The organism is Synechococcus sp. CBW1107 (assembly GCF_015841355.1).
Taxonomy (GTDB): Bacteria; Cyanobacteriota; Cyanobacteriia; order PCC-6307; family Cyanobiaceae; genus Regnicoccus_A.
Genome location: NZ_CP064908.1, coordinates 364,266 through 385,598, shown reverse-complemented (window position 1 = coordinate 385,598; position 21,333 = coordinate 364,266). Strand labels below are relative to the sequence as shown.

The window sequence follows — 21,333 nt, the reverse complement described above, 5'->3', positions numbered from 1 at the left end:
ATCGTTTCCACACAGGGGCCTGGTCATAGCGGGCTTGCCGGAGTCGGCAATGGGGCCTGGGCGGGAACTGACCCCAGCTGCTTGGAAGGTTGGTGGGGCTCTCCGCCAGGCTGGGCTCTGCCCCAGCCCCCCCAGGCCACCAACGCATGGACCCGACACTCGCTGGCCTCCCTGACGCGGCGGATCTGCTGAAGATGGAGGCGATCAGCCGCAGACAGGGCGGGGCCGTCGTGCCTTCCCAGCTGATCGGCAGCTGGCGCCTGCAGCGCACCTGGCCGCGGGGATCCCAGCGGCCGGCGGAGCTGGCCAGCGGGCTCCTGCGGGCCTTCGGGGCACAGCTGGTGATCGAAGACCCCGGCCCCGGTGACGGGCTGGTGATCCGTAACAGCGTTCAGCTGGGGGGCCTTCAGCTCACCTTTGTGGGCCAGGCTCGTCTGGAGGGCAGGCGGCCCCTGCTGCTGTTCCGCTTCGAGCGTCTGCGGCTGGAGCTGGGACCCTTTCGGCCCCTCGATCGCCCTCTCCCCCAGCCGCTTCCCTTTGATCAGCAACGGCCCGGGGAGCTGCCCTTCTTCGCCCTGATCGGCGGCGGGGCGACTCTGGGCTGGTTGGCGGCCCGGGGCCGTGGCGGCGGTCTGGCGCTCTGGACCCTCGATTCCGGAGATGACAGGGCCCTTGGGTCTGCCTAAATTCGAATCAGAGCCCGGCCCCTTCGACCCTGAAACCCTTCCTGCAGGTTCTGTTCCTCACCTGGGTGCTGTTCCGTTGCCTCGACTGGTACGGACGCTGGCGTGCCGTTCTGGCGAGGGACCGCCTGTCCAGTGAATTCGCCCGGGAACTGCGGCGTCGCGGACTGATCAGCACCCTGCGCTGAGTCCACGCCCGCCGAGGCGATCACGATCGGCAAAGCTCTGTCACAAGTGCCGGCGTTCAGAGGCAGGACCCGTCAGCAGCGGCCACCCTGGAGGCAGTTGATGGAGGCTTTCATGCATACCCACGATCTTGAAAATCATGACAATCTCTATGCCGAGGACATGCCGATCCGGGGCCGGGAATCTGCGATGGAAGCCCGCAGCCATGTCTCCTGGGCCGTCATCGCGATGGCGGTGATGGTGGCTGTCCTGGCTGGAGTGGCCGCCATGGGTCAGGGTGGGCCGCTGGGCTGAAGCCGCCATGACCATCGCCCCCCTTCCCCTGCCGGGCCTGATCACCCTGCTGGCCGTGATCACCTTTCAGGCCACGGCCCTGCAGGTGGGTCGGGCGCGGCAGCGTGACGGGGTGAAGCCACCGCTGATGACCGGACCGCCGGCCTTCGAGCGGGCCGTGCGGGTCCAGCAGAACACCCTGGAGCAGCTGGTGGTGTTCCTGCCGGCCTTCTGGCTCGCTGTCCTGCTCTCCAACGCCACCGCGGCTTCGGTGCTGGGGGCGTTCTGGGTGCTGGGTCGTGTGCTCTACGCCGTGGGCTATCTGCGGGCTCCAGAGCAGCGCGCACCGGGTTTTGCCATCAGCTTCCTCGCTTCGACCGTGCTGCTGGTGATGGCCCTGGTGGGCTGCCTGATGCGCCTGCTCTGAGCCCCTGACCTACGCTCCGCTGCCAGGTTGCTGAATCCTCCTGGCCCGCCCTACGCCCCCCCTGAGCACCCGTCTGCGGGGCCGCGATCTACTCGCCGATCCCTGCCTTAACAAAGGGACGGCCTTCAGCCGCCGGGAACGCCGGGCGTTCGGGCTCGATGGCCTGCTGCCCCACGCCGTGGAGAGCCTGGAGATCCAGGTGGAGCGGCACTGGCAGGCCTTCCTCACCCTGGGGAGCGACCTGGAGAAGTTCCGCTTCGCGGTGGCCCTGCGCCAGGCGAACCTCACCCTCTTCCATCGCTTCCTGGCGGATCACATCGAGGCGGTGATGCCGATCGTCTACACCCCGACCGTGGGGGCGGCGATCCAGCGCTTCAGCCTCGATTACCGCACACCCTCCGGCGGCGTGTTTCTGGCGGCACCGGATCTGGAGCGGATCGAAACGGTGCTGGAGCAGGCGGTGCCCGGGCCGGTGGATCTGATCCTGATCACTGATTCGCAGGGAATTCTCGGCATCGGCGATCAGGGCGTCGGCGGCATCGAGATCTGTCTGGGCAAGCTGGCGGTCTACACGCTCTGCGCCGGGCTGGATCCCGCCCGCGTGCTGCCCCTGGTGCTGGATGTGGGCACCGACCGTGAGGAGCTGCTGGAGAACCCCCTGTATCCCGGCTGGCGTCACCCGCGCCTGGATGGTGCCGACTACGACACCTTCCTGGACCGCAGCGTGGAGGCCCTGCAGCGTCGGTTCCCGGGAGCGCTGCTGCACTGGGAAGACTTCGGCACCGGCCATGCCCACCAGCTGCTGGCTCGGTACCGCGAGCGGCTGCCCAGCTTCAACGACGACATCCAGGGCACCCGCGGGGTGGCCTGCGCGGTCGTGAAGGCGGCCTCCCACGGCGCCGGACTGCCCCTGGAGGACCATCGCATCGTGGTGTTCGGGGCGGGGACGGCCGGGTGTGGCATCGCCGAGGGTCTGGTGCGCCTGCTCAGCAGGGCAGGCTTGAGTGAGCCTGAGGCGCGCCGCCGCATCTGGGCCATCGACCGGGAGGGTCTGGTGCTGGCCGATCAGTCAGGCCTCTCCCCCATGGCCCTGGCCCTGGCCAGGGATCCCTCCGAGCGGTCGGCCTTCGAGCCCGACGCGCAGGGCAGGATCGGTCTGCTCGAGGTGGTGCGGACGGTCCGTCCGAGCGTGCTGATTGGGACCTCCACCGTGGCCGGTGCGTTCAGCCGCGAGGTGGTCAAGACGATGGCCGCGGCGGTGCAGCGGCCGATCATCCTGCCCCTCTCCAATCCCACACGCCTGGCGGAGGCCACCCCCGCCGATCTCTACGCCTGGACGGGCGGACGGGCCCTGGTGGCCAGTGGCAGCCCGTTCGAGCCGGTGAGCTGGCAGGGCGGTCGTCGCCGGATCGGGCAGTGCAACAACTGTTTTCTCTTTCCCGGCCTGGGATTCGCCAGCGTGGCGGTCGGCGCCACCCAGGTCAGTGAGGGCATGATCGATGCCGGGCTCGATGCCCTGGCCGACCGCATTCCGGCCTTCCGGGATCCGGATGCCGCCCTGATGCCCGAACTCACGCAGGTGCAGGCGGTGTCGCGGGCGGTGGCGGAAGCCGTGGCGCTGGCGGCGGTGCGCGAAGGCCTCGCCAGCCGAGCCGCCAGCGCCGAGGAGGCGATCGAGCGGCTCGATCAGGCCACCTGGACGGCGGCCTACAGGGAGCTGGAGGCGATCTGAGGGCCTGGGGGCCTTGCCTCCGTCACGGCTTCAGAGATCGTCTTCGACATTGGGCTTGATCGTGCAGTCGGAGAGGGGATAGCTGACGCAAAGCAGAGCGAAGCCCTCGGCGATCTGCTCGTCATCGAGAAAACTCTGATCCGACTGGTCGACGCTGCCGGAGAGGATCTTGCCGGCGCAGGTGCTGCAGGCCCCGGCGCGGCAGGAGTAAGGCAGATCGATCGACTGCTCTTCGGCGGCATCGAGGATGTACTGGTCGTCCGGGCAACTGAACGACTTGCCGTCTTCAAGGGTGATCGTGAAGGAGGCCATGGCTGGAGATCAGCGCAGGATTGCCCACACTTGCTAGGCAACACAGCACCGCTTTGGGGTAGCCCTCGTGACAGTGGGCCGCCATCCCCATGGCCGACGGGATGGACGCCCAGGCTGTGTGGTGGCTTGAACACAACGTTCGATGCCGACTTGCGCCCCTCCGGCGCTCTGACCATCAATGGAGAGAGTGAGTTCCGCTGGAGTCGTCTGTGGTCAGGGTCTTGGTTCCCGCGGAAAGCCGGGAGGGGGAGCGGCGTGTCGCCGCCACACCAGAGACGGTGCGCCGGCTGGTGGCGAAGAACTCCGAGGTGTTCATCGAATCCGGCGCCGGCCTGGAGGCCGGATTCAGCGATGAGGCCTTCATCGAGGCCGGCGCCTCGATCGTGTCCCGGGGCTGCCCCGACACCTGGAGCGCGGCTGAGCTCGTGCTCTGCGTGCAACCTCCCGTCCAGGACAGCGATGGAGGCAGCGGCGGGCTCGAGAGGCTGCCCTCCGGCTCCCTGCTGGTGGGTCTGCTCGATCCGTATCTGAACCGGGCCCTGATCGAGCGCCTCAGCAGCCGCGGCCTCTCGACCCTGGCCCTGGAACTGCTGCCGCGCATCAGTCGGGCCCAGTCGATGGATGTGCTCTCCTCCCAGGCCAACATCGCCGGCTACAAGGCGGTGCTGCTGGCGGCGAGTGAACTCGACCGCTTCTTCCCGATGCTGATGACCGCAGCCGGCACGGTGCAGCCCGCCAAGGTGCTGGTGCTCGGAGCCGGTGTGGCCGGCCTGCAGGCGGTGGCCACGGCCCGCCGCCTCGGTGCGGTGGTGAAGGTGAGTGATGTCCGGCCGGCCGCCAAGGAACAGGTGGAATCCCTGGGCGCGCGCTTCATCGACCCCCCCAGCCGTGAGGCGCCCGGTGAGACCGGGGGCTATGCCCGTGAGGCCGGCGCCGCCTTCCTGGAGGCCCAGCGCCAGCAGCTCACCATCCACCTGGCCGAAGCCGACGCGGTGATCACCACCGCCCAGGTGCCTGGACGACCCGCGCCGCTGCTGATCACCGAGGAGATGCTCAAGGCGCTGCGGCCGGGCTCCGTGGTGGTGGACCTGGCGGTGTCGACCGGCGGCAACTGCGCCGGCAGCCAGCCCGATCGCACCGTGGAGATCGGCGGGGTGCGCATCATCGGCTCCTCCAACCTGCCGGCGTCCGTGCCCCACCACGCCAGCGCCCTCTACGCGCGCAACCTCGCGGCCTTTCTCGAGCCCCTGTTCTCCGAGGACGGTCTGCAACTCAACCCCGAGGATCCTTTGCTCGACCCCTGCCTGATTTCGCACCAGGGCGCCTGCCGCCGCCCCGAACTGTGGCCCAGCCTCGAGGAGGTGACGGCATGAGCGGTCATCTCAGTGGTACCGCCGCACTCTGGGTGCTGGTGCTCGGAAGCCTTCTGGGCCTGGAACTGATCGGCAAGGTGCCCCCCACCCTGCACACCCCGTTGATGTCGGGAGCGAATGCCATCAGCGGCATCACGCTGCTGGCGGCCCTGGCCCTGATCGGTGAGGCCCCCACCCCAGCCCTGAAGCTGATCGGTGCGGTGGCCCTCGGCTTTGCCCTCTTCAACGTGGTGGGTGGATTTCTCGTGACGGATCGGATGCTGGCGATGTTCCGCCGCCGGGAGGCGAACTGATGGTTGAACTCTCGATCGAACTGGCCTCGGTGCTGCTGCTGGCCTTCGGGCTCAAGGGTCTGGCCAAGATCCGCACGGCCCGCAGTGCCAATGGTCTCGCGGCGCTGGCTCTCGGCCTGGCGGTGGTAGGTCTGCTGCTGCAGCAGGGTCTCGGTGGCTGGCCCTGGATGCTGCTGGGCCTGGGCATCGGCGGTGGCCTCGGAGCTGTGCTCGCCCTGCGGGTGGCGATGACGTCGATGCCCGAGACAGTGGCGCTCTTCAACGGCTGCGGTGGCATGTCATCGCTGCTGGTGGCGATCGGTGCGGTGCAACTGCCCACGCCGATGAACCTGGTGGGTCAGGTGTCGGTGCTGGTGTCGGTGCTGGTGGGTGCGATCACCTTCAGCGGCTCGCTGGTGGCGATGGGCAAGCTGCAGGAATGGCTGGGCACTCCCGGCTGGACCCTGAGGCCCCAGCGCCATGCCGTGAACATCGTTCTGGCCCTGGCCTGCCTGGCCTGCTGCGTGCTGGTGCTGAAGGGCATGGCCATTGCGCTGGTCCCTCTCACCGTGCTGTCTCTGCTGCTGGGCGTGGGCCTGACCCTGCCCGTGGGTGGCGCCGACATGCCGGTGGTGATCTCGCTGCTGAACTCCTATTCGGGGGTGGCCGCCGCCGCCGCCGGCTTCGTGGTGGGCAGTGAGCTGCTGATCGTGGCGGGCGCCATGGTGGGCGCGGCCGGTCTGATCCTCACCCAGGTGATGTGCACGGCCATGAACCGCTCGCTCACTTCGGTGCTGTTCGGGGGTGCCCTGGGTGCCGGAGCGGCCGAGTCCGGGGATGCCGGCGGCCGTGAGGAGTACACCAATGTCACTTCCTGCAGCCCTGAGGAATGCGCCCTCACCCTCGAGGCGGCCGAGCGGGTGATCTTCGTTCCGGGCTACGGCCTGGCCGTGGCTCAGGCCCAGCACAGCCTCAAGGAGCTGGCGCGCCTGCTGGAGCAGCACGGCATCGAGGTGCGCTACGCCATCCACCCGGTGGCCGGGCGGATGCCCGGCCACATGAATGTGCTGCTGGCGGAGGCCGATGTGCCCTACGACCAGCTGGTGGAAATGGATGACATCAACCCCGACTTCCCGCGCACCGATGTGGTGATCGTGCTGGGGGCCAATGACGTGGTCAATCCCCGCGCCAAGAACGATCCCGCCAGCCCCCTCTACGGCATGCCCGTGCTGGAGGTGGATCAGGCCCGCACCGTGTTCGTGGTCAAGCGCAGCCTGGGATCGGGCTACGCCGGCATCCGCAACGACCTGTTCGAGCTCCCCCAGACCTCGATGGTGTTCGGCGATGCCAAGCAGGTGCTGCAGAGCCTCCTGCAGGAGCTGCGGTCCCTCGGTGTGGGCAAGGTGCCGGCTGGAGCAGGCAGCGCTCGCTGAGCCAGGGGCAAGCAGTCTTGCCGCTCAGTGCAGGCCCGCCACGGGTGCCGCCGGCCACCCCCCTCTGATGGCCCCCTGGGCCCGTCCCTCTCGGCGATTCCAGGGGGCTTTCTCAGGCCAGATCACTAGCCATGGTCCGGCCAGCTCCTTGAGGGCCATGGCCCCATCGATCACCAACACCAGTGCCCACACCAGCAGGGGGAGCCAACCGCCTTGGGAGGAGGGCGCTGAGCCGGTCAGGGGCTGCTGTGCCGGCGCCGGTGGGGTCTCAGCAGATCCTCCTTGATCCGGTGCAACTTGCTCCGCTGCAACTTTCGCCGTGGCGGTCTCAAGCAGAGAGGGCACCACTTGGAACTCGGTCAACGGATGGCTGAGCCCCGACTGCGGTTGAGCGACACTCTCTTCCAGCAGCAGGGCCTGGCTGGCCATCCAGGAGGTGGGTGGATGCCGCCGCCAGTAGGCCGCCTCCGAAGCGCCCGGACGACGACGGCTGGAGAGGGTGGGAATCATCGCCGCATCAAGACATGGATTCCAGGGTCTGGCCGCTGTTCCCATCGTCACAGCCCCGTTCTCTTAGGGTAGGCGTCTTGCGAGGCCTGCTCCGATTTCCCGTCTGACCCACCCAGCTCCGGGAGAGGAGCAGATCAGCCCGCAGGTTTCAGGGGCTGTTCCCACCACTTCCGGAAGCCCGGTCCAGGATTTCGCCTCCTTCGGGTTGTCCGAGCCGCTCCTCAAGGCGATCGCGCTGAAGGGCTACACCAGCCCGTCGCCGATCCAGGTGCAGGCGATACCGGCCGTGCTCAGTGGCCGCGATGTGATGGCCGCCGCCCAGACGGGAACCGGCAAGACCGCCGGCTTCACCCTGCCGATGCTGGAGAGGTTGCGGCATGGCCCCCACGCCCGCAACAACCAGGTGCGCGCCCTGGTGCTCACCCCCACCCGCGAGCTGGCGGCCCAGGTGGCGGAGAGCGTCCAGGCCTACGGCCGGTTCCTCGACCTGCGTGGTGATGTGGTCTTCGGCGGTGTCAAGGTCAACCCCCAGATGCAGCGTCTGCGCCGCGGTGCCGACGTGCTGGTGGCCACCCCCGGCCGCCTGATGGATCTCTACCAGCAGAACGCGATCCGCTTTGACCGGCTCGAGATCCTGGTGCTGGATGAGGCCGACCGCATGCTCGACATGGGGTTCATCCGCGACATCCAGAAGATCCTGGCCCTGCTGCCGCCGAAGCGTCAGAACCTGCTGTTCTCCGCCACCTTCAACCCCTCGATCCGCAAACTGGCCCACGGGCTCCTGCATCAGCCCCTGCAGCTGCAGGCCACGCCCGAGAACCGGGCGGCCCCGCTGGTGGAGCAGGTGATGCATCCCTGCGACATGGCGCGCAAGGGGGATCTGCTCAGCCATCTGATCCGCAGCAACGACTGGCAGCAGGTGCTCGTGTTCTCCCGCACCAAGCACGGAGCCAACCGTCTGGCCGAGCGGCTCTGCCAGGAGGGCGTGGCGGCCATGGCCATCCACGGCAACAAGAGCCAGGGGGCCCGCACCCGGGCGCTGGCGAGCTTCAAGAGCGGCGAGCTGCGGGTGCTGGTGGCCACCGACCTGGCCGCCCGTGGCCTCGACATCGAGCAGCTGCCCCATGTGGTGAATCTGGATCTGCCCAACGTGGCCGAGGACTATGTGCACCGCATCGGCCGTACCGGCCGGGCCGGCCAGAGTGGTCATGCCCTCTCGCTGGTGGCCGCCGAGGAACACGAACTGCTGCGGGCGATCGAAAAGGTGATCGGCAACCCCCTTCCGCGGGCGGAGATCCCCGGCTTCGAGCCCACGATCCACTCGGCGCCGCCCCTCGACCTCAGCGGCGGCCGCGGCAAGGGTGGCCGCCGTGGTGGTGGCGGTCAGCGTGGGGGGCCGGGCGGAGCGGTGCCGCGGCGCAGCGGGCCCCGCAGCGGCTCACCCCGCAGCCAGCCGCTCTCGCGCGAAAGCCGGCCCCGGGGCCGGAGCTGATGAAGGCGGCCTGCTGCTGGCCGCCTTCAGTTGCAAGACCCGTGGGATCAGGCTGCCGCAGCAGCCATGCTCTCCTGTGCGTCGGCGAGATCATGAATCTGCTGCAGATAGCTGGCATAGGTGGGAGATCCTTCCGGGGCATAGTTCAGATTCTTGAACAACCCGGTGAGACGGATGAAGAAATCACGCACTGACGCCTTGTCGTTGAAGTGGTAGTTGCGATCTAGAAGATCGCAGACGAGGTCGAACGAGGCTTTCTGGCGCTCCATCGGACAACTGGAATCCACCTCATCGAAGGAATCCTGCTGCAGGTAGACCATATCGAGAAACAGTGATTTCTGATAGAGAATAAAGTCGTCGTTGGTGACACCTTCCTCGCCGGTGACCTGAATCATCTGGTTCACCGCATCACCGCGGCGCAACAGGCCGTTCATCGCCTTCACCCGCTTCACCCAATCGGGGGAGACATGCTTGGAATACCAGCTCTCGAGCTGGCCGAAGTAGCGCGACCAGGAGATCTGGATGTCGACGGCGGGATAGAAACGCTTGTAGGCCCGCTCCGCACTCAGCCCCAGGAAGGCCTTCACGGTGCTGAGGGTCGACTGGGTGACCGGTTCCTCGAAGTTGCCACCCGCCGGAGACACCGTGCCGATCATGGTGAGGCTGCCGATGCTGCCGTCGTTGGTGCGGATGATGCCAGCCCGTTCGTAGACACTCTTGATCGAGGAGTCGAGATAGGCCGGGAAGGCATCCTCCCCGGGGATTTCTTCGAGGCGGCCGGAGGTTTCACGCATTGCCTGGGCCCAGCGGGAGGTGGAATCGGCAATCAGGAGCACGTTGAAGCCCATCTGGCGGTAGTACTCGCCGAGGGTGAGACCGGTGTAGATCGAGGCCTCCCGGGCCGCCACGGGCATCGAGGAGGTGTTGCAGATGATGATCGTGCGGTCCATCAGCGATCCACCCGTCTTCGGATCAGCGAGCTTGGGGAATTCGGTGATGGTTTCCACCACTTCGCCAGCCCGCTCCCCGCAGGCCACCACGATCACCACATCCACGTCGGAGTGGCGCGAGATCATGTTCTGCAGCACCGTCTTGCCCGCACCGAAGGGGCCTGGAATGCAGCCGGTGCCTCCTCGTGCAATGGGCAGAAAGGTGTCGACGATGCGCTGGGTGGTGATCATCGGCTCCTCCGGGTAGAGCCGCTCACATACGCGGCGCTCCAGCAGGCCCTGGGGAAGAGGACGGCGCACCGGCCACTCCTGCGTGAGGGTGAGGGAGCGGGTGTTGCCCTGGGCATCCTTGATGCGGGCGACCGCCGTGTCGACGGTGAAGCTGCCCTGCTGGATCCACTCGAGCGTGACCTCCCCCGGCTCGGCGAAGGGCACCATGATCTTGTGCGTGAACCGCCCCTCCTGCACCGTGCCGATCACGTCGCCGGCCTTGAGGCGATCGCCCATGCGGGCCGCGGACTGGAACGACCACTTCCGCTCGGGGTCCAGCGGCGCCACCGTCGCACCGCGGGGCAGGAAGGTGCCGAAGCCCGCCGCCAGGCCGGCCAGCGGATTCTGCAGTCCGTCGTACACCTGGCCGAGCAGGCCGGGGCCGAGGGTGACCGAGAGCAGTTCCCCCGTCTGCTCCACCGGATCACCCACGCCCACGCCCTTGGTGCTCTCATACACCTGGGCGTCGGCGGTGGTGCCGTGCACCCGCAGCACCTCGGCCTTCAGTCGCTCCTGCCGGTCGCCATCCATGCGGGTGGGAAGGATGTAGATCACCTCGTTCTTGAGAACCGGACGGGGATCGCTGTCGGCCATCGCGATGGTCACCAGGTCGTCCTGAACGGCGACCACACGGGCGGGGTTGAAGGTGGCGTCGGTCATCGGCTGGCGGGGGCAGGTTGCAGGGTGGGATCAGGAGCTCGAGGTGAAGCTGTTGGCACTGCCGTTGGGGAGGGTTCTTCGCTCCCGATGGCGATCCCCTCCAGCGAGGCGTTGACGAGGTCGGCGAAGCGCACCTGGGCGGCCTGGGCGTCGAAGTGGGACCAGCGATCCACCAGAGCCCAGCGGGCCACATAGATCACCACGGCCTCGAAGTCGAAGAGGTGGCCGAAGCCAAGGCGGTCGAGATCCTTCCAGATCGTCCCGAAGAGCGTGCGTTCAAGCGTCACCAGATCGCCGGCCTCGAGTTGGCGGCTCACCTCGGGAATCCAGGGAAAGACCGCCTCGAGTCCGAAGGCGGGCTCCTTCCAGCGGCGTTCGATGGTGGTCACCCAGGGCCCGAAGCCCCAGGGCTGGCCCCGGGGGGGCTCGCTCTCGCCGCGATGGCGCCGGCGCAGGGCCGCCAGGATCGTGCGCTGATCGAGCCGCTGGGCCACCAGCTGGCGCAGGGTGGGGTTCGTCACCTCCGCGAAAAAGCCGCGTGCCGACGTCAGCAGACGGGCATCGATCGGACCCGCCAGGCTGTCGTCATCCCGCACCGCCTGAGAGAGGAAACCCTCCATCAACTCCAGGGTGTGCTGGTCGTCCGGGTGCAGGAGGGTGAGCCGGCTCTGGAGTTTCAGCAGCGAGATGGCCGGTGAGCGGGCCTCGAACAGGCCGCCCAGCGGCGGCAGGCTGGCCATCAGCAGCGTGTAGCGCGGGCCCGTGACGCGAAGGCTCATTTCACGACACCCTCCAGCAGGGCCCGGAAACGGGGTTGGAGATGCTGGAGGATCGCCTCGGACACGGCCGTGTCACTGAGATCGAGCACCACGTCGCGATCCACCAACCGCAGGCGCAAGCCCGTCTGCCGGTCGGAGGCGACGCCGAAGCTCACCCCCTCGCGCAGCATGCCGCGGGAGACGAGCTGAACGAAACGGGTGAGCACTCCGTTTTCGAGCTCCTGGGGGTTCTGGCTCAGCTCCTCCAGGCCGACGATGTGGCGCGGCAGGATCACCTCGGTGTGCTCGGAGCGATCGGCCTCCGCACGCACGCGACCCACCACCTCCAGGATCATCTTCTCGAGGATCTCCTGCTTCTGCTGCTCTTCACCCACCAGCTGGCGAACCTCACCCCGGAAACGCTCCATCAGCTGGGATTTCAGCGTCAGAACCGCATCCCGCAGGGCCAGCTCCAACGCCTGCTTGCCGGAGGTTTCCAGGGTTTCCGCCTCCTGGCGCGCTTCCTGCAGGATCTGCTCGGCCTGCTGCCGGGCCTGATCAAGGGTGCGCTGGGCCTCGGCCCGGGCCTCGGACACCAGCTGGTCGGCCTGGGTCCGGCCGGCGGCCACCCCCTGATTGCGCAGCCGGGCGATCAGTTCGTCGACTCCGGCTGCCACCTGAGCCGGGGTGTCGTCACGGTCGGTTCGGGACTTGGGCATCGAACGGCAGAGCGGAGGGAAGGGGACAGCGGATCGCGACGTGACTCACGGACCCGGGATCACTTGCTGGGAATGCCGCCGGCAGCCACCAGGGCGAAGACAAAGGCGAACACGGCGAAACCTTCCACGATCGCGGCGGGCGCCAGGGCCAGACCGAAGATCTCCGGCTTCGACTTCGATCCGGAGATGGCCGAGGCACAGCAGAGGCCCTGATAGATGGCCGCCAGCAGGAAGGCGAGCCCGGAGAGCACCCCCAGCCCGAACAGGGCCCCGGCATTGATCGGGAGCACGGGCCTGTTGAGGATGAACATCACCACGATGCCGTAGATCGACATCGAGGAGGGAAGGGCGGAGAGGCCGACGAAACGCCCGTAACCGCTGTTGACTTCCATCATCGCGCCGATCGCGGCCTGACCGGCAATGGTGCAGCCGATCGCCGCACCGATGGCTCCGAGTGCCACCGGTGCGTAGATCCCGATCCAGCCGAGCGCAAGCAGAGAGTAATGGTCGTTCAAGAGGCAAGCTCCTTTTTGATGAAAGGCCTGAAGGGAACACCGTCCCCGGACAGCCCCCAGTTGAAGAACTCGATGTAGTTCAACCGGAGGCCGTGCACGAATCCGCTGATGATGGCCAGCAGGAGATTGATGCCATGGCCCAGCACCAGGATCAGCAGGGCGATCGGCACGCCCAGCGCCAGGCCGGATCGTGACACCTGCCCAGCGAGCTGATTGAAGGTGATGGCCAGGGATGCACTCGCCAGACCGAGAGCGAAGAGCCGCAGGTAGCTCATCACATCCCCGAACAGGCTCGAGATGCGCGTGAGAGCTCCCAGGCCGTCGAGCAGGCGCAGCACCAGATCAGCCGGATGGCTGATACGACGTTCACTGCTGAGCAGAAGAACGGTGAGCAGCCCACCGGCGATCAGGCCCAGGCCCAGATGGAGGAAGGGCGGTACGGCGTTGCCGAGATACAGCGTCAGCCCCCCGAGAATCACCGCCATCCAGCCGATCGGTGGTGCCTTCTGGGCCAGAGATTGTCCCCGCAGGGCCACCACGCCATTGGCGAGCAGCAGGTGAGCACAGCCCACCACCAGGGAAAGTTTCATCATCGCCGCAAAATCATTGAGATCCAGCAGCTTGAGCTGCGCCAGGAAGGAGCCGGCCGGGGGTTCCACACCGAAATAGCTTCCGGCCAGGATTCCGTACACCAGCCCCATCACCAGTCCGAAAGCCGCGAGGATGCGGAAGTGGCGTCCGCCGGGCGAGCGTCCCATCGCCTTCCACTTCAGGCCCACCACAAGCCCGAGCACCAGGGCATAGCCGGCGTCGGCCATGATCATCGCAAAGAAGAACGCGAACGAGAAGAAGACGACGATCGAGGGATCCCAGTCGCGGTAGGCGGGAGTCTCATAGAACGTCACCAGATCCTGCCCGCCGCTGAGGGAGGAGGGATTGCGCATCAGGGTCGGTGGATTGTCCTTCGGCTCAGGCACATCCGCCAGGTAGGCCAGACCCAGCTGAGAAGCCAGGGCATCCAGGCGGGGGAGAAGAGGCCGTGGAACCCAGCCCTGGAGTTGCACGAGCGTGCTGTCGTCGAGCGCCATGCCGCTGGCCTGCTCCCGGGCCTGGGCATCCTCGGCCTGGCTGAGGTGCTTGGAGAGCAGAAAGGCCCAGCGGCTCAGCGATTCATGGTCCGCCTCCACATCCTCCAGGGCCGTTCGCGCGACATCGAGCTCGCGCTGCACATCCCGGTGGGACTGGGCCCCTAGATGGGACCGTGGCACCGGCAGACGAGCAGGGTCGGGCTCCTCCTCGGCGATCAGGACGTAATAGGCGTTACGGGCACTTTCGTACAGCCGCTGCCAGGGAACACCCAGAGTGCCGAGCGACTGACGGAAGGCAGCGGCCTTGGGATGGGGCACGCGGTAGAACCAGAGGCGCATGCCCCCCAGAGCGTCGAGGGCGGGCAGGTCGAAGTCTCCCCAGGGCCTGAGCTCCTCCAGGCGCTTTTTGAGCGCCAGCACCCGATCCTCGGCCAGCTGCTTCTGCCGGCGGTTGGCCAGGGCCTCGGCCACGATGCGCTCGAAATCGAAGTCGGCATCCACCCGCGTCTGATGGCGGCGGCGGCGGACATCATTGAGGTAGCGGAGGGCCTGACGGGCATCCTCGCTGGGCCGCGACAGCACGAAACTCTCCTCATCGCTGACCGAGGCGAGCGGGATCAGATGCAGGCAGCCCAGGCTCTGCAGACCATCGAGCAGTTGCTCGCGGTCGGCGGAAAGTCCCAGCAGGGTCACCTTGGCGAGGGGAATGATCGTCATGACGCCTCGGCGGATGAATGCTGCTTCTTGCGCTTGGCGATCTTCGAATTCACCACACCGGCGCGCTCCGCGTCCGCCAGATAGATCGAGATCGTCTTGATCTTGCGACGGGTTCCTGGAATCAGCACCTTGTCGAAGAGGTTGAACCGCTGGGTCACCTTGCGCTCGGCCTGCCGCAGCAACTCCAGCCGGTGCTCGGCCACCTGCAGCTGCAGCTGGTTGCGCATCGCCTCCTGCAGCCACTCCACCACCGCATCCACCCAGAAGGGGCGGGTGAGCAGGCCGTAGTCGGCCACGCGGAAGTCGATCCGCTCCAGCTTCGGCAGCCGGGTGCCCATCAGATTTTCCTGCACCTGGTGGACGGCCGCAATGGTCACCAGACCCGAGAGGTCGATGCGCTCATGGGCCAGCATCGGGCAGGACTTGCCCACCTCCGCAGTGATCTCGGCGGCCCGGGCCCGCGCCTGCTCCAGTTGCCGCCGTGCAGCCTCGCGCTCCGCCCCCAGCTGGCGGCGCTTGAGATCCAGCGACGGCAGCACGTCGTGATAGGTCTTCAGCAGACCTTTCTGCCGGCTCAGCGACGCCTTGGTGAGGGGGAGTCGGCTCATGTGACGGCTGGCTCGGGAAAGTACTTGTCGATCAGCTCCTGCTTCATCAGCAGTTCCTGGGGTTCAAAGCACTCGGCGAGGGTCTGCCAGGCGAGATCCAGCGCGGCCTCCAGGGGCAGGTCCACGTTGATGTCCATGAAGCGCTGACGGAAGAGATCCCCGAAGCGGATCAGCTTGCGGTCGTAGTCGGAGAGCTCGAAGGCCATGGCCTGCTTCTGCTGGGCATCCCTGGCCCCCGCATACAAGCGGATCGTGGTGTTCATGATCTGGCTGTGATCCTCGCGGGTCACCTTGCCGATCACATTCTGCTTGAGCCGGGAAAGCGACCCGAAAGGGTCGATCATGCCATCATGAAGGTAGAATTGTCCCTCGGTGATGTAGCCCGTGTTGTCGGGAACCGGGTGGGTCACATCATCCCCGGGCATCGTGGTCACGGTGAGGATCGTGACGGAACCTCCCTTGGCATAGTCGGCGGCCTTCTCATAACGGCGGGCCAGCTGGGAGTAGAGATCACCCGGATAGCCTCGGTTGGCAGGCACCTGATCCATGGCGATGCTGATCTCCTTGAGACCGTCGGCAAAGGAGGTCATGTCGCTGAGGAGCACGAGCACTCGCTTGCCCTCTTCCACGGCAAACTTCTCGGCCACCGCCAGGGCCATGTCGGGAATGAGGATCCGCTCCACGATCGGATCGGAGGCGAGATTCACGAACATCACCGTTCGCGGGAACACGCCGGCTTCCTCGAAGGTCTTGCGGAAGGCGTAGTAATCGTCGAAGATCAGACCCAATCCACCGAATACCACCACATCCGCATCCGCCTGAATGCCGATGCGGGCAAGAAAAGGGTTGAACGGCTCACCGGAAACCGAGAAGATCGGAATTTTCTGGCTCTCCACCAGACAGTTGTAGATGTCGATCATCGGCACATTCGTGCGGATCATCTTGGAGGCGAGGATGCGGCACATGGGATTCACCGACGGCCCACCGATCGCCACCCGCGGGTCCTGGGACAGATCGGGGCCCCCGTCGATGGGCTCGCCCGTGCCGCGGAACACCCGGCCGAGGATATTGCCTGAGTAGGTGGCCGTCATCGGGTGCCCGAGAAAGCGCACCTGAGAATTGGTGGAGACACCCTTGGTGCCCCGGAACACCTGCAGAGCCACTGAATTCTGCTTGAGATCGATCACCTGGGCGAGCGACGAGCTTCCGTCGGCGTTCTGCAGCACAGCCAGATCATTGAAGCGCGGCGTGGTCGCCCCACCATCGCCGCCCGAGGACACCTCAACCCGGATAATATCACCGACAATCTCAAGAATCTTGGAATAGCTGATCAGTGCGCTCATCGTGGTGACAAGAAGGGTGATGGTTCGCTGGTGGAGCGCACAGATGACAGGGTCGAGCGCGAGAAGATAAGTCCAAACAGGCAGACACACATGTCAAGCATAGAAATCCAAGTCGATGTGACAAGGGCGCTTTGCAATAGTTAACAATTCTGTGTCAAATTTCCTGAGCGGCAATTGACCTCGAGAGAAGGCCGCCATGCGTCCTGTCGGCGATCGATGAAGACCAGACAGTTGAGCCTGTGAAAACTCCGGATGACAGGCTCTCGGCAGTTACGCAGGGAGTAAAGATCAACCCATGCGAGTCATCTCCAGAGCCGATAGGAGCGGATCGGGGCTTGGGATTCATTGCCCCTATCGCCCTGCAGCACTCGCTGGCTATGCCCCGCTGACCTCAGCCTCTTGAAGCCCCGCCTACCCCAGTTGGACCGTCCTGTTCGGATGCCTTCCCGTAGTCGTATCCTTGCTGCCGTGATCATGCTTGCCGTGATCCTGGGGCCCTTTGTCGGTCACTTACTCGGCGCGGGCCATGGGCAAGCCGCCACCCCTGTCGAGCCACTCCCGCTGGACTCACTGCTGCGGCAAGCTGAGGACCAGTCTCCCCAGGTTCTCAGGCAACTCCTGCTGGCCCTGGTCATGAGCCTGTGCTGCACGGCCATTCACCTGGCGGTGACCGTGCTGGTCGTTGTGAGCTACGAAAGTCACAGTCTGATGGCCTGGGCTTCACGCACTCCGCTGGGACGCATCACGCTGATTGCGGGCACTGCGATGGTGACATTCCTGGCCATGTTCGTGGAGATTCTCTCCTGGGCGGCACTTTACCTGCAGCAGGGTGCCATCTTGCCTGTGGAAGAGGCTCTCTATTTCTCCAGCGTCACTTTTGCCTCGCTCGGCTACGGAGACATCACCCTCGACCTTCCCTTCCGTCTGCTCGCTTCGCTGGAGGCCTTGGTCGGCATCCTGATGGCGGGCTGGAGCACCGCCCTGCTGGTGGCCGTTATCCAGAAGTGCCTTGCCCTTCGGTTCCACCGAACCGATCACGGCTCTGATCCCACCACAGCCACCAACCCGTGAGGGCCCTGCTGCGCCGACTGCCCCGCCCGGCAGGACTGTGGCCCCTGCCCGGACGGGGGATCTTCACCGACGTGCTGGCCGGGATCACCCTGGCCGCCCTGGCGATTCCGGAGGTGATGGGCTACACCCGCATCTCCCACACCCCGGTGGTGACAGGGCTCTACACCATGCTCCTGCCCATGCTGGTCTTCGCGCTGCTCGGGGCCTCGCGGCATCTGGTGGTGGCGGCGGACTCCGCCACCGCGGCGATCCTGGTGGCCACCCTGGGTGGTGTGGCAGCTCCGGGCTCTGAGCCCTATGTGGAACTCACCATGGCGGCGGCCGTTCTTGTGGCTGGGTTTCTGCTGCTGGCAGTTATCCTCCGGCTTGGTTTCCTGGCGGATTTCCTCTCCCGCAGCGCCTTGATCGGGCTGCTTTCGGGCATCGGCGTGCAGGTGGCGGCAGGGGAACTTCCGGGGTTGCTGGGTCTGCCGAAGGAGGGGGTGGGCGTGGCGCAGCAGATCCACTCCGCCGTCATGCGACTGGGCCAGAGTCGGATCGACCATCTCCTGGTGGCCCTTGGGGTCCTGGGGGTGATCGTGGGCTGCCGTCGCCTCAACCGCAGGCTCCCCGGTGCCCTGATCGCTGTGGCGGGCTCCATTCTGCTCAGCAGGATGCTGGATTTCCCCGGCCGGGGGCTGGATGTGGTGGGACCCGTTCCAGGAGGCTTGCCCCATCTGGTGTTTCCCGTCGTGGAGGCCCCCCAGTGGAACGCCGTGATGGTCAGCGCCGCCTCCTGTTTCGTCGTGATCCTGGCCCAGAGCTCCGCCACGGCCCGTGCCTACGCCCAGCGCTATCAGGAACGCAGCCAGGAAAACGTGGATCTCATCGGCCTGGCCGGCGCCAATCTGGCGGCGGGCCTGAGCGGCACGTTTGTGGTGAACGGCAGTCCCACGAAAACGGAAATGGTGGATGCGGCGGGCGGCCGCAGCCAGTTCGCCCATCTCAGTGCCGCCCTGGTCGTGCTGCTGGTGCTGCTGTTCTTCACCGGACCGCTCGCTCTGCTGCCGGCCGCCGTTCTCTCCACGATCGTCTTCCTGATCGGAGTGAAGCTGATCGACTGGGAGGGCCTCGGAGAGTTGTGGCGCCTGCAGCGCAACGAGTTCGTGATCGCTCTGGCCACCGTGATCACCGTCGCCCAGGTGGGGGTCATGCCCGGCATCAGCCTGGCGGTCGTGCTGTCGCTGATTGAGCAGGTGCGTCACACCTACCGGCCGCGCACCTGTCTCTGGACACCACGCTCCGACGGAACCGGGCTGCACACCGTTCCTGTGGCTAAGGGCGTGCTCGCCGCTCCAGGGATCCTGGCCTATCGCTTCGAGGCCAGCCTCTTCTATGCCAATGCCAATCGCTTCAGCCAGGAGGTGCTGGCCCTGGCCAGTCAGCCGGATGCAGGGATCCAGGGCCTGGTGGTGGATGCCTCCGGGATTGATGATGTGGACTATTCGGCGGCCAAGGCCCTGCTCGAGCTGCGTGATCTGCTCAGTCAGCGCGGCATCTGTCTCGCTCTGGTGACGAACTCCCGGGCGATGGTCGATGAACTGCACCGCTTCGGTCTGGGTACCGACAGGCTGAGGATGGGCACCTTCGGGAGCGTGCCTCAGGCCCTCGAGGCGCTCACGCAGCAGTTGGCCCAGAAATCCGGAACGACAGGCCAGTAGCCATCAGGACGGAGATGGAACGGCGCCGGTGACAGTGGAAGAGCCAGAGACATCTGGCGATGGAGATCGAGCCAGAAAGTGAGCAGAACTTTTGTGACCGCTTCATCGATGTCGTGCCATATCACCAATAGATTGAAAAATGAGAAAGCTGGCATTCATGGCTCATGGATAAAAGCCAAAAGGAGCTGATCAAGCGCGCCAAGGAGTTTGCCAAGCCCTTCCGCATTGAAGACGGAGAATCCTTCCGGCTCAAGGATGTTGATCCTGGCAATACGCTCGATTTCGGCCAGGAAGACAAACCACGAGCCAAGGAGGCCCTGGCCCTTGGCGTGGAACTGCTGGCCGGATTTCAGGATCTTCTCTATGCCCAGGACCGCTGGGCCCTGTTGCTGATCTTCCAGGCCATGGATGCCGCCGGCAAGGACGGCACCATCAAACATGTGATGAGCGGGGTCAACCCCCAGGGTTGCCAGGTGACCAGCTTCAAGGGACCTTCAGCCGTGGCCCTTGATCATGACTTCCTCTGGCGTTGCAACATCGCCCTGCCTGAGCGCGGCCGGATCGGTATCTTCAACCGCAGCTACTACGAGGAGACCCTTGTTGTGCGGGTGCATCCTGAGTTTCTGCACAAGCAGACCCTGCCCGAGCAACTGATGGGCAAGGGAATCTGGAAAGATCGCTTCCGTGACATTCGTCACTACGAGCAATACCTCACCAACAATGGCGTGGTGATCAGAAAGTTCTTTCTGCACGTCTCCAGGAAGGAGCAGAAGAAACGATTCCTGGAACGCCTTGAAAATCCTGAGAAGAACTGGAAGTTTTCGGCTAATGACATCAAGGAGCGTGCCTTCTGGGGCGACTACATGAAAGCCTACGAAGACACCATTCAAAATACTGCAACCAAAGCATGCCCCTGGTATGTGGTGCCAGCCGATAACAAGTGGTTCACTCGTATCGTGGTGGCGGCCGCCATCATCGAGACCCTGGACTCCCTTGACCTCAGCTATCCAGTAGTGAGCGATGAGACGCGGGTCAGGCTGGAGCAGGCCAAGCAGGACTTGCTGAACGAGCCGGATTGAGCAACCGGGACTTGTCCTCCCGATGGCCATTGAGCGCTGCCGAAACCGACAGCCGGAGTGGTCGACGACGACTCACGCCCTCGCTGAGCCTCGGGCCGTGGTGGCCCCCTCAGCAGCCCAGGCGATCCCCAGCCCGGGCACCCAGTTGCTGCATCAGAGCGTCTCCGGACATGGCGCGCTTGCCCTCCAGTTGCGCCTCGCGGAGCAGCAGCGGGCAACCCCCTGTGGCCACCACAAGACCGACGCCTTCCGCGGCCTCCAGCACCGTGCCACCCACCGGCCCTGCCGGGTCGGCAGGCTGCCCCCAGCGCTGTGCCAGGGCGGCCCCCTCGGGACTGAGCTGATCGGCCAGCCGCCGCACCAGGGGTTCGGTGGCCAGCAGCTTGAGCCGCTTGCCTCGCCAGGTGGTGTGCGCGCCGGGATGCAGTCCCATCACCCGCCGGTGGATGGCCAGGGCCGGGGTGTTCCAGCGGATCGCGTAGTCGTCCTTCTGCAGCAGGCGGGCATGGGTGAGGCCCTCCTGTGGCTGGGGATGCAGGCCAAGCCGCCGCCAGCGGTCGGCTTCAGGGCCGGGGCCCGCCGCGGCGATCAGGGGCATCGCCTCCACCAGCAGCTCGGCGGTGAGCCGGCTCAGGCGTTCGCCCAGCTGGGCCGCGGTCTCCAGCAAGCCAATCGCGAGGCGCCGCTCCAGCAGCACCGGGCCCGTGTCGAGGCCCTCCTCCATTGCCATGATCCCCACGCCGGTCTCGGCGTCGCCTTCGATCAGGCACCACTGGATCGGGGCAGCCCCGCGCCAGCGGGGCAGCAGTGAGCCATGGCCGTTCCAGCAGCCCAGGGGCGGCTGGGCCAGCACCTCCTTCGGCAGCAGCTGCCCGAAGGCCACCACCACCGAGACGTCCGCGCCCAGTGCCGCCAGCTCCGCCTGCAGCTCCGGTTCCCGCCGGATCCGTTCCGGCGTGAACACCGGCACCCCCAGCTCCAGGGCCCGGGCCTTCACCGCCGAGGGCATCAGGGCCGCGCCGCGCCCCCGGCGGCGGTCAGGCTGGCTCACCACCCCCACCAGTTCATGGCCCGCCGCCACCAGCGCCTCGAGACTGGGCACCGCGTAGGCCGGGGTGCCCCAGAACAGGATCTTCATCGCCGGCTCCGCTGGGTGTCCGCC

21 protein-coding genes are annotated in these 21,333 nt (G+C 66.2%); 11 read left to right on the top strand and 10 right to left on the bottom strand.

Annotation, left to right across the window (positions count from 1 at the left end):
- Positions 1–146: 146 nt before the first annotated feature.
- From I1E95_RS02015 to I1E95_RS02000, 4 genes are all read left to right on the top strand, one after another.
- Complete coding sequence (locus I1E95_RS02015) at positions 147–686, top strand: hypothetical protein (protein WP_197164982.1); 540 nt, start codon at positions 147–149, stop codon at positions 684–686.
- A gap of 285 nt (positions 687–971) precedes the next feature.
- Complete coding sequence (locus tag I1E95_RS02010) at positions 972–1,163, top strand: hypothetical protein (protein WP_231594796.1); 192 nt, start codon at positions 972–974, stop codon at positions 1,161–1,163.
- A gap of 7 nt (positions 1,164–1,170) precedes the next feature.
- Complete coding sequence (locus I1E95_RS02005) at positions 1,171–1,569, top strand: MAPEG family protein (protein ID WP_197164980.1); 399 nt, start codon at positions 1,171–1,173, stop codon at positions 1,567–1,569.
- A gap of 34 nt (positions 1,570–1,603) precedes the next feature.
- Entirely contained in the window at positions 1,604–3,301 is a 1,698-nt protein-coding gene (locus I1E95_RS02000) for an NAD-dependent malic enzyme (RefSeq protein ID WP_370594603.1), read from the top strand.
- A 30-nt stretch (positions 3,302–3,331) separates the two neighbouring features.
- Here I1E95_RS02000 and I1E95_RS01995 read toward each other — a convergent pair whose 3' ends face one another.
- Positions 3,332–3,613 (bottom strand): 2Fe-2S iron-sulfur cluster-binding protein, encoded by a 282-nt coding sequence (locus tag I1E95_RS01995; protein ID WP_185465493.1) that lies wholly within the window; start codon positions 3,611–3,613, stop codon positions 3,332–3,334.
- A gap of 221 nt (positions 3,614–3,834) precedes the next feature.
- Between I1E95_RS01995 and I1E95_RS01990 the strand changes: the two genes are divergently transcribed.
- Genes I1E95_RS01990 through I1E95_RS01980 form a run of 3 tightly spaced genes read left to right on the top strand, consistent with a single transcriptional unit; the run spans position 3,835 to position 6,691 of the window.
- Positions 3,835–4,986 carry an NAD(P) transhydrogenase subunit alpha gene (locus I1E95_RS01990; protein ID WP_231594795.1) on the top strand — a complete coding sequence of 384 codons (1,152 nt, stop codon included), beginning with the start codon at positions 3,835–3,837 and terminating at the stop codon, positions 4,984–4,986.
- Complete coding sequence (locus tag I1E95_RS01985; RefSeq protein WP_197164976.1) at positions 4,983–5,279, top strand: NAD(P) transhydrogenase subunit alpha; 297 nt, start codon at positions 4,983–4,985, stop codon at positions 5,277–5,279. The genes I1E95_RS01990 and I1E95_RS01985 overlap by 4 nt, the downstream gene beginning before the upstream one ends.
- Positions 5,279–6,691: an NAD(P)(+) transhydrogenase (Re/Si-specific) subunit beta gene (locus tag I1E95_RS01980; RefSeq protein WP_197164974.1), complete on the top strand. Its 1,413-nt coding sequence runs from the start codon at positions 5,279–5,281 to the stop codon at positions 6,689–6,691. Before I1E95_RS01985 ends, I1E95_RS01980 begins: the two co-directional genes overlap by 1 nt.
- Before the next feature lie 24 nt (positions 6,692–6,715).
- On the opposite strand, the gene I1E95_RS01975 is transcribed toward I1E95_RS01980, so the two are convergent.
- A complete protein-coding gene (locus tag I1E95_RS01975; protein ID WP_197164972.1) occupies positions 6,716–7,201 on the bottom strand; it encodes a hypothetical protein in 486 nt (161 codons plus the stop codon).
- 205 nt (positions 7,202–7,406) lie between these two features.
- On the opposite strand from I1E95_RS01975, the gene I1E95_RS01970 reads away from it, so the two are divergent.
- Positions 7,407–8,693 carry a DEAD/DEAH box helicase gene (locus I1E95_RS01970; RefSeq protein WP_197164970.1) on the top strand — a complete coding sequence of 429 codons (1,287 nt, stop codon included), beginning with the start codon at positions 7,407–7,409 and terminating at the stop codon, positions 8,691–8,693.
- Positions 8,694–8,740: 47 nt separating this feature from the next.
- Here the strand turns inward: I1E95_RS01970 and I1E95_RS01965 are convergent, their stop codons facing one another.
- The 7 genes from I1E95_RS01965 to I1E95_RS01935 are packed head-to-tail and all read right to left on the bottom strand — an operon-like array spanning position 8,741 to position 16,321.
- Positions 8,741–10,573 carry a V-type ATP synthase subunit A gene (locus I1E95_RS01965; RefSeq protein WP_197164959.1) on the bottom strand — a complete coding sequence of 611 codons (1,833 nt, stop codon included), beginning with the start codon at positions 10,571–10,573 and terminating at the stop codon, positions 8,741–8,743.
- A complete protein-coding gene (locus tag I1E95_RS01960) occupies positions 10,570–11,352 on the bottom strand; it encodes a DUF2764 family protein (protein WP_197164957.1) in 783 nt (260 codons plus the stop codon). The genes I1E95_RS01965 and I1E95_RS01960 overlap by 4 nt, the downstream gene beginning before the upstream one ends.
- On the bottom strand, positions 11,349–12,050 hold the full coding sequence (locus I1E95_RS01955) for a hypothetical protein (protein WP_231594794.1): 702 nt from the start codon (positions 12,048–12,050) through the stop codon (positions 11,349–11,351). The genes I1E95_RS01960 and I1E95_RS01955 overlap by 4 nt, the downstream gene beginning before the upstream one ends.
- Positions 12,051–12,109: 59 nt before the next feature.
- Positions 12,110–12,511 carry an ATP synthase subunit C gene (locus tag I1E95_RS01950; RefSeq protein ID WP_231594793.1) on the bottom strand — a complete coding sequence of 134 codons (402 nt, stop codon included), beginning with the start codon at positions 12,509–12,511 and terminating at the stop codon, positions 12,110–12,112.
- 50 nt (positions 12,512–12,561) lie between these two features.
- Entirely contained in the window at positions 12,562–14,370 is a 1,809-nt protein-coding gene (locus tag I1E95_RS01945) for a V-type ATP synthase subunit I (protein WP_197164953.1), read from the bottom strand.
- Complete coding sequence (locus I1E95_RS01940; RefSeq protein ID WP_197164951.1) at positions 14,367–14,978, bottom strand: V-type ATP synthase subunit D; 612 nt, start codon at positions 14,976–14,978, stop codon at positions 14,367–14,369. Before I1E95_RS01940 ends, I1E95_RS01945 begins: the two co-directional genes overlap by 4 nt.
- On the bottom strand, positions 14,975–16,321 hold the full coding sequence (locus I1E95_RS01935) for a V-type ATP synthase subunit B (RefSeq protein WP_197164949.1): 1,347 nt from the start codon (positions 16,319–16,321) through the stop codon (positions 14,975–14,977). Before I1E95_RS01935 ends, I1E95_RS01940 begins: the two co-directional genes overlap by 4 nt.
- Before the next feature lie 399 nt (positions 16,322–16,720).
- Between I1E95_RS01935 and I1E95_RS01930 the strand changes: the two genes are divergently transcribed.
- The 3 genes from I1E95_RS01930 to I1E95_RS01920 all read left to right on the top strand — a co-directional run bounded on the left by I1E95_RS01930 (position 16,721) and on the right by I1E95_RS01920 (position 20,171).
- The gene (locus I1E95_RS01930) at positions 16,721–17,392 is read left to right on the top strand and encodes a potassium channel family protein (protein WP_231594792.1); all 672 of its coding nucleotides are present in this window, start codon (positions 16,721–16,723) and stop codon (positions 17,390–17,392) included.
- On the top strand, positions 17,389–19,092 hold the full coding sequence (locus tag I1E95_RS01925) for a SulP family inorganic anion transporter (protein ID WP_231594791.1): 1,704 nt from the start codon (positions 17,389–17,391) through the stop codon (positions 19,090–19,092). The genes I1E95_RS01930 and I1E95_RS01925 overlap by 4 nt, the downstream gene beginning before the upstream one ends.
- Before the next feature lie 164 nt (positions 19,093–19,256).
- Positions 19,257–20,171 carry a polyphosphate kinase 2 family protein gene (locus I1E95_RS01920; protein WP_197164945.1) on the top strand — a complete coding sequence of 305 codons (915 nt, stop codon included), beginning with the start codon at positions 19,257–19,259 and terminating at the stop codon, positions 20,169–20,171.
- Between the two features lie 109 nt (positions 20,172–20,280).
- On the opposite strand, the gene fmt is transcribed toward I1E95_RS01920, so the two are convergent.
- Positions 20,281–21,309, bottom strand: coding sequence for a methionyl-tRNA formyltransferase (gene fmt, locus I1E95_RS01915; protein WP_197164943.1), 1,029 nt, complete (start codon positions 21,307–21,309; stop codon positions 20,281–20,283).
- Positions 21,310–21,333: the final 24 nt, after the last annotated feature.

Bases quoted from the DNA above. Each gene is read 5' to 3' on its own strand.
- I1E95_RS02015 (WP_197164982.1), top strand. From the start codon at position 147: ATGGACCCGACACTCGCTGGCCTCCCTGACGCGGCGGATCTGCTGAAG.
- I1E95_RS02010 (WP_231594796.1), top strand. From the start codon at position 972: ATGGAGGCTTTCATGCATACCCACGATCTTGAAAATCATGACAATCTC.
- I1E95_RS02005 (WP_197164980.1), top strand. From the start codon at position 1,171: ATGACCATCGCCCCCCTTCCCCTGCCGGGCCTGATCACCCTGCTGGCC.
- I1E95_RS01995 (WP_185465493.1), bottom strand. From the start codon at position 3,613: ATGGCCTCCTTCACGATCACCCTTGAAGACGGCAAGTCGTTCAGTTGC.
- I1E95_RS01985 (WP_197164976.1), top strand. From the start codon at position 4,983: ATGAGCGGTCATCTCAGTGGTACCGCCGCACTCTGGGTGCTGGTGCTC.
- I1E95_RS01980 (WP_197164974.1), top strand. From the start codon at position 5,279: ATGGTTGAACTCTCGATCGAACTGGCCTCGGTGCTGCTGCTGGCCTTC.
- I1E95_RS01975 (WP_197164972.1), bottom strand. From the start codon at position 7,201: ATGATTCCCACCCTCTCCAGCCGTCGTCGTCCGGGCGCTTCGGAGGCG.
- I1E95_RS01965 (WP_197164959.1), bottom strand. From the start codon at position 10,573: ATGACCGACGCCACCTTCAACCCCGCCCGTGTGGTCGCCGTTCAGGAC.
- I1E95_RS01960 (WP_197164957.1), bottom strand. From the start codon at position 11,352: ATGAGCCTTCGCGTCACGGGCCCGCGCTACACGCTGCTGATGGCCAGC.
- I1E95_RS01955 (WP_231594794.1), bottom strand. From the start codon at position 12,050: ATGCCCAAGTCCCGAACCGACCGTGACGACACCCCGGCTCAGGTGGCA.
- I1E95_RS01945 (WP_197164953.1), bottom strand. From the start codon at position 14,370: ATGACGATCATTCCCCTCGCCAAGGTGACCCTGCTGGGACTTTCCGCC.
- I1E95_RS01940 (WP_197164951.1), bottom strand. From the start codon at position 14,978: ATGAGCCGACTCCCCCTCACCAAGGCGTCGCTGAGCCGGCAGAAAGGT.
- I1E95_RS01935 (WP_197164949.1), bottom strand. From the start codon at position 16,321: ATGAGCGCACTGATCAGCTATTCCAAGATTCTTGAGATTGTCGGTGAT.
- I1E95_RS01920 (WP_197164945.1), top strand. From the start codon at position 19,257: ATGGATAAAAGCCAAAAGGAGCTGATCAAGCGCGCCAAGGAGTTTGCC.
- fmt (WP_197164943.1), bottom strand. From the start codon at position 21,309: ATGAAGATCCTGTTCTGGGGCACCCCGGCCTACGCGGTGCCCAGTCTC.